Here is a 6,012-nt window from a genome sequence, read left to right as displayed (position 1 = left end):
CCGCTTCGCGGTGCCCTCGGCTTATTCCTTCCGGCTTGTCGGGTACGGGCGGAGGTAACGTCCCTGTAAAGCCCGTCCTCTCGGCGCATCCATGCGCCTCGCCCCGGCCGGAAGGCAAACGCCTCAGCGATTTACAGCCGGACCAGGGCATCGCTGAAAGCCTTTAGTCGTTCTGAAACAAGGTTATTGCTTCTGCTTAAAAAATACGGTGGATCCCTCAGCCCGCAGGGTCTCCTGCGGGGGCTTTACGTTACTGCTCTTCCTCTTCCTGCTGCTCGCTGATCTTCAGATCGATGATGCGGCCAATCTGATCGTGATACACCGTCAGCAGGTTGTACTGGCTCATCTCGGAGATGATCTGCGGTGAAACATTAAAGCTGCGGGCCAGCTCTTCCTGGTGAAAATAGCCTGGCTGACGCCGCCTCACATGGGCGCGGCGGCGGTTGTACTGATACCACAAAATCAGCAGCCAGCCGTTGAGCGCGGCGAACAGCAGGTAGAGCAACACCGTATTAAAGGACGCGATAATCACGCTCCAGCGGTGGTCGCTCTCATCGGTTAGCTGCATCCACAGCCGGGCATACAGGAAAAACAGAAATCCTCCCCATGCCACCAGCGTCAGCGCGGCATCGAAAAGACGCGGCAAGAGCCGATGCTCGGTCAAAATTAAGGTATTTTCGTTCATTAAATGCTCCCTTTTCCCCGGTCCGGACTGATCCAGCGCGCGCGAGCGCGCTGGCGTTTAAGCATGACTTTTGGAAATGCGACGAGTGTGGTGAACAGGCCAATCATCCAGTACACCATCGGGAACCAGATCACCCAGAAAAGCGAGCTGGCCACTTTTCGTTCGTACCGCCGCTCGATGTACAAGCTGACCAGGAACTGCAGCAGGCACATCACGCCCAGCAGCAGCCCGGTAAACTCCGGTGGAAAAAGGCTCTCCACGGTCAGCCTGGCGGGAACCGGCGCGACATGGCTGAGGAGGAACAGCAGCACCGTCATCGCATATGCGAAGGCCCACAGCGTTGACAGGGCGTACTCCAGAAACAGCGGCCACATGCGGTGATGCTCCCAGCGCACAATCCTGCGCAGGTTGACCAGAAACACCTCCGCGCCCCCCTGGGCCCAGCGCAGGCGCTGTTTCCACAGGCCCCTCAGCGTCTCCGGCATCAGGATCCAGCACAGCGCCCGCGGCTCAAAAAAGATATCCCAGTGGCGCAGCTGAAGCTTCCAGCTGATGTCGATGTCTTCGGTGATCATGTCCGGGCTCCAGTACCCGACGTCTGCCAGCGCCTGTCGGCGAAATGCGGCGATGACGCCGGAGACGGTAAAGACCCGGCCATAGATCCGCTGCGTCCGCTTGATGAGCCCAATAATGGAAGAGAACTCGCCCACCTGAATGCGGCCAATCAGCGTGGAGCGCGTGCGAATGCGCGGATTGCCGGTAACCGCCCCGACGTGGGGGTACTGAATCAGCGGGGCCACCAGATAAGCGGCGGTATCGCGATCGAGCAGGGCGTCGCCGTCAATGCAGACCAGCAGATCGCCCCGGGCCGCCGCCGCCCCGGCCTTGAGCGCCAGCGCTTTTCCCTGGTTTTCCGCGAGGTTAATCACCCGCAGGCGCGGCTGTTCCTGCGCCAGCTCCTGCAGCACCTGCGCGGTGTTGTCAGAAGATCCGTCGTTGATGGCAATAACTTCTATATTTTCATACCGCTGATCCAGCGCGGCGCTGATGGTCTCCCGGGCATTCCTTCCCTCGTTGAAGCAGGGGATAAGAATGGAGATGAGCGGCTCACCCGCGAGCGTCGGGGCGGGCGTGTCTTTATCCCACGACCAGTGGCGTTCAAGCTGATACCAGAAATAGAGGCCGCCGGTTATCCAGAGCACCGACATAAACAGCGGCCAGAAGAACACAAAATCCAGAATCAGTTCGCCGGTAAAAAGGGCGGCCACGCCTAACGGCAACCCGAATACCAGACATAAAATAGAGAATGCGATAATGCGATCAGTCATTGTCAGGGTACCAGTACGAAGAAAATTCAGGCCTGATGCGCGAGATATCAGGTTGGTTGTTGAGAAAGTCGTCGGGGTAGTAACCGTAGTTTTTGACGCCGTTCAGCTGGAGCACGCGCATCCACTGCGCAAGCTGGCTATCGGCAACGGCGCGCTGCGGTTTCTGGTCCCAGTCCCTGGCCTGCAGCTCGAAAATCGTTTTATCGAGCGCGCCGGGGCGTGCGGCGACCGCTTTAACCAGACGCGTCAGCCAGGCATCGCTCTCGTCTGCCGGGACGGACTCCATCAGCGGCATGGCCATCGGTACCGTCCAGTCATACTCCGCCAGAAAATCATCAAGATTCTGCGCGAACCACGCTTCGCTTTCGGGCTGCAGAATGGGTAAGGCGAACATATTGCGCGCGGTTTTAATCTGCGGGCCGCGGATGTGCTTCACCGCCAGGCTCAGGGCGTGGGTAAACCCGATAAGCGTCTGGCTTTTCTGGCGCGTGGTGCTCTGAACGGCATCGTCCGCGTCCGTCAGCGCCGCATCGTCATGGAACAAAATCCCGTTGAAGCTGGCATAGCGGGCCAGATCTTCATAGATGTCCGTCACCTGCTGGCGCACCTGCGGGTCCCACGGGGAGAGCCGGATATAGGGCTCGGTGGCTTCGCGCAGCTCGCCGGTTTGACGATCCCGACGCTGCACGCGCGGCAGGGAAGGATCGAGATCGAACGAGAGCACCGGCATCCACGCGAAGACTTTCACGCCCGCGCGGGTTTGCAGCTGCCAGGAGACAAAATTAAAAAGATCTGCCCGGACCGGCAGACGACGGTTGGGGAAATAGAGCGCCTTGATCCTGCCGTCGCCCTGCGGGTCGGCAAACGCCTGCAGGAAAACATGGCTGATCTTCATGTCATAGACCCGCTGGATCAGCCTGTTGATGTTTTGGGTCTGCTGGGCAGGATCGGGATCGTAAACGTAGTCGAGATCGACGTGCATGACGCGCACGGGATCGCGCTCCTGAACCTGGCTGACCGTGCTGGCAAACGCCTTGAGCGAGGGATTCCCGGCGATCAGCAGGCGGGGGATATTGCCCAGATCCTGCACGTTCCCCAGCCCGTCCTCAAGGGTGAAGGCCAGCCGGTAACCCTGCTGTCTGGCGATAGCGAGCGACGTACCGCTGGCGGCGCCGTAGGGCCAGACCCAGGCGCGCGGCGCTTTGCCCGTCACCTGCGTGATTTTTTCAGTCACTTTACGAACGTCATCGCCGATCCGCTGGCTGAACTGCTGGTCGGTTTCATAGCGACCCGTCGCTTTGTCATAAAAGCGATTGGCGATCGCCGGCTCGCGGCTGCCCTGCGGGTTGGCCGGAATACCGTAATGCGAGGCCCAGGTGTGCGATCCGATCTCAATCAGCGGGGACCGGCTGAGCTCGCGCACCATGTCCCACGTCGCGAAGCGATCCCGGGGCGTCATCAGGCCGCCGAAGTTAACTTTTTGATTTGCCGGCGTATCCACCCAGCTGCCCACCGGCGCCCACAGCGCAGGAATGTTCCATGCCTGAAGCAGCGGCCAGACGCGGGTGTAAAAGCTGCTGTAGCCGTCGTCAAAGCTGAGCAGAACGGCTTTCGGCGGCAGCGTTTTTTTCCCGTCATGGGCATCGAGAATGTCCTGCACGCTGATGGCGTGATAGCCGTTGTGCAGAAGCCAGCTTATCTGCTCGTTTAACGCGCTGGTGCGAACGGAGAGATAGCGCTGATCGGCGGCATCGTCTTCAACGTCGTGGTAGGCCAGGACCAGAAACTGGTTCTCCGGCCAGGGTTTACTCGCCTCCAGCTGCGGCCGATCTTTGGGCGCAATGAACGAGATCGCCTGCGCGCAGACGCTCGCGCTGAGGCAGAGCCAGCCGAGGAGTATCAGGCTCACGGAAAAACGTGTGTTCAGCATATTCATCCTTAAAAGCGTAAAGTCGCGTCAAACGTGACGGAGAGATTGCTCTCGCGTTTGCCGTCGTAAGGGCGTTTATCCCAGTTCAGCATCACGCCGGTATCAATGACGTTGTTCCACTGGACGCGCTGTCCGTAACCCAGCAGGGCGATGGCGCCAGCGGACTGATTTTTCTGCCAGTAGCTGCCGCCTCCCGCCACAAACTGCTGGCTCCAGAGGGTGTCGTAATGGCGGACCATCTCATGGTCAACGGACAGGGCAGCCGTCACGGACAGATCCCGCGCCGGGTTGTAATAAAGCGTGTCGCGCAGGCTGTTTTTGCTGGCGGCGATCCCCGGCTCGAGATCCAGCGTCAGGGACGGTGTCTGCCAGAGACGCTCCTTGCCCGTGAGGGTGTATTCCTGGCGACGGTTATGGTCGGAGAAGCGGCTGAGGGCGGCGCTGAACTGGTACTCACGCCGCTCGTTTTGATACCAGCGCACTCCGCCTTCACCCCGGTTGGCGCTAATTCCGTTGCGTAACGCCCGAAGGGGCGTGGTGCGCGACAGGCGTTCCAGGCTGCCGCTGACCTGCCAGCTATCGGTCACAAAGTATGTTGTTGCGAGGCGAGCGCCCGGCTTGTTTTCACCGTGATAGCGGTTGCTGGAAAGCTCGGCTTCGAGCTGGAGGTCGCGTGGTCGCCACTCGACGCCGCCCAAAAGGTGACGGCTGGTGCCTTTGCCCTCATCGAAATTACTCTGCGCGTAGCGGGTGCCTGCAAACAGCCGCCAGCTATCCGCTACGGGTGGGCCATAGAGCGTGGCGTCCCAGCTCAGGTCGTGTGTCCCGCTGACGGGGCTATCGGAGTGCAAACCCTTGCTCGCGTTGAGGCGCAGTTCGGACATGTGGTGGACCGTTCTGAGCCTGTCGAGACGTCTGGCGCTGCGATCGTTGGGCGCGCGAGCCAGCACGTCGTCGGCCAGTAAATCCATCTGTCGCCACTCCTGCAGATCCATCGCGACGTAAGCCTGCTGTTGCTCTAGCTCTGTGTTGGACGGCTCCAGCGCCTCCGCCTTTTTCAGCTTTTGCTCGGCCGCGCGCGGCAGGCCCCGCGCCTGAAGCAGGGTGGCGTAGTCAATCTGTAATCCCTGATTGCCCGGCGCCGTTGTCGCCAGACGGTGCGTCAGCTTTTCGGCTTCCGGCAGGGCATTCGTCGCCAGCAAATAGTTAAAGCGGAGCGACTGTCCGGTAAGCCATCGATCGTTCGGCTGAGGGGTTGGGGAGCCGAAATCGTAGCGGGTCCACGGGACGTTGCGGGTCTGGCGCTCTACGTACTGGCGGGCGGACTGATACTGTCCCGTATCCAGCCAGGCGTAGAAAAGCGCGTGCTCCTCGTCCTGCGGGTCGGAAGCGTATTGCGGATAGCGTTGCAGAAGCGAGAAGGCGGCGGCAGCGTTTTGCTCCTGCAGATACGCGGAGATGACCCAGCCGATTGCCCAGTCCGGCACCGGATGCTGGGCTGCCGTAAGATCCTGATATTCGCTAATCACCCGTGGGTAATCAGCATGGGCGTACAGCGCGCCAAGCCTGTCGATACGAGCAAGGACGACGTCTTCCGCCGCCTGCGGCTCTTTTTGCCAGCGAGCAAGCAGAGCGTCGTAACGATTCAGCGCGGTTTGCGCAAGCTGCAGGCGCTCCTTTTCTGTTCTGCCAGGCACATCGGCAAGGCGAACCCGTTCTGCAGCGGCATTACGCTCAAGACGGCGACGCTCCGCGGGGGACAGCGTTACGCTTTGTGAAAGCTGGAGCGCGGGGGTGTTCACCCGGCTATCCGTTAGCGCGTCGATCAGCTCGCTGAGGAGCGCTTTATTCTCAGGTGCGACATTCAGCGCGCGGGTGTCTGCCAGAAGCCGATCCCAGCTTTTTCCCTGGCGTAACCAGACATACGAGAGCGTCTGGAGATGCGCCTGAGAGGGATTTTCCGCTACCAGCCGTCGGGCTTCCTGCAGGGCAAGCGTATCCATGCGGGCATCGGCCAGGGTGGTAATGACTCCAACTTACTGATAGTGTTTTATGTTCAGATAATGCCC

General features: G+C 60.4%; 3 protein-coding genes and 1 pseudogene. All 4 read right to left on the bottom strand.

Features of this window, described 5'->3' with window-relative positions; translation table 11 throughout:
- Positions 1-250: 250 nt before the first annotated feature.
- A complete protein-coding gene (pgaD, locus tag ADJ24_RS05380) occupies positions 251-685 on the bottom strand; it encodes a poly-beta-1,6-N-acetyl-D-glucosamine biosynthesis protein PgaD (RefSeq protein WP_023309156.1) in 435 nt (144 codons plus the stop codon).
- Positions 685-2,013, bottom strand: coding sequence for a poly-beta-1,6-N-acetyl-D-glucosamine synthase (pgaC, locus tag ADJ24_RS05375; RefSeq protein ID WP_023309155.1), 1,329 nt, complete (start codon positions 2,011-2,013; stop codon positions 685-687). Before pgaC ends, pgaD begins: the two co-directional genes overlap by 1 nt.
- Positions 2,006-3,943 (bottom strand): poly-beta-1,6-N-acetyl-D-glucosamine N-deacetylase PgaB, encoded by a 1,938-nt coding sequence (gene pgaB / locus ADJ24_RS05370; RefSeq protein ID WP_048702277.1) that lies wholly within the window; start codon positions 3,941-3,943, stop codon positions 2,006-2,008. The genes pgaC and pgaB overlap by 8 nt, the downstream gene beginning before the upstream one ends.
- 8 nt (positions 3,944-3,951) lie before the next feature.
- Positions 3,952-5,979 (bottom strand): annotated as a pseudogene (pgaA, locus tag ADJ24_RS05365) (poly-beta-1,6 N-acetyl-D-glucosamine export porin PgaA); the annotation flags it as partial.
- Positions 5,980-6,012 lie beyond the last annotated feature (33 nt).

The organism is Enterobacter sp. 940_PEND (assembly GCF_001059415.1).
Classification (GTDB): Bacteria; Pseudomonadota; Gammaproteobacteria; order Enterobacterales; family Enterobacteriaceae; genus Enterobacter; species Enterobacter cloacae_M.
The sequence above is the reverse complement of the archived record's forward strand: the minus strand, read 5'-3'. Positions and strand labels throughout refer to the sequence as shown.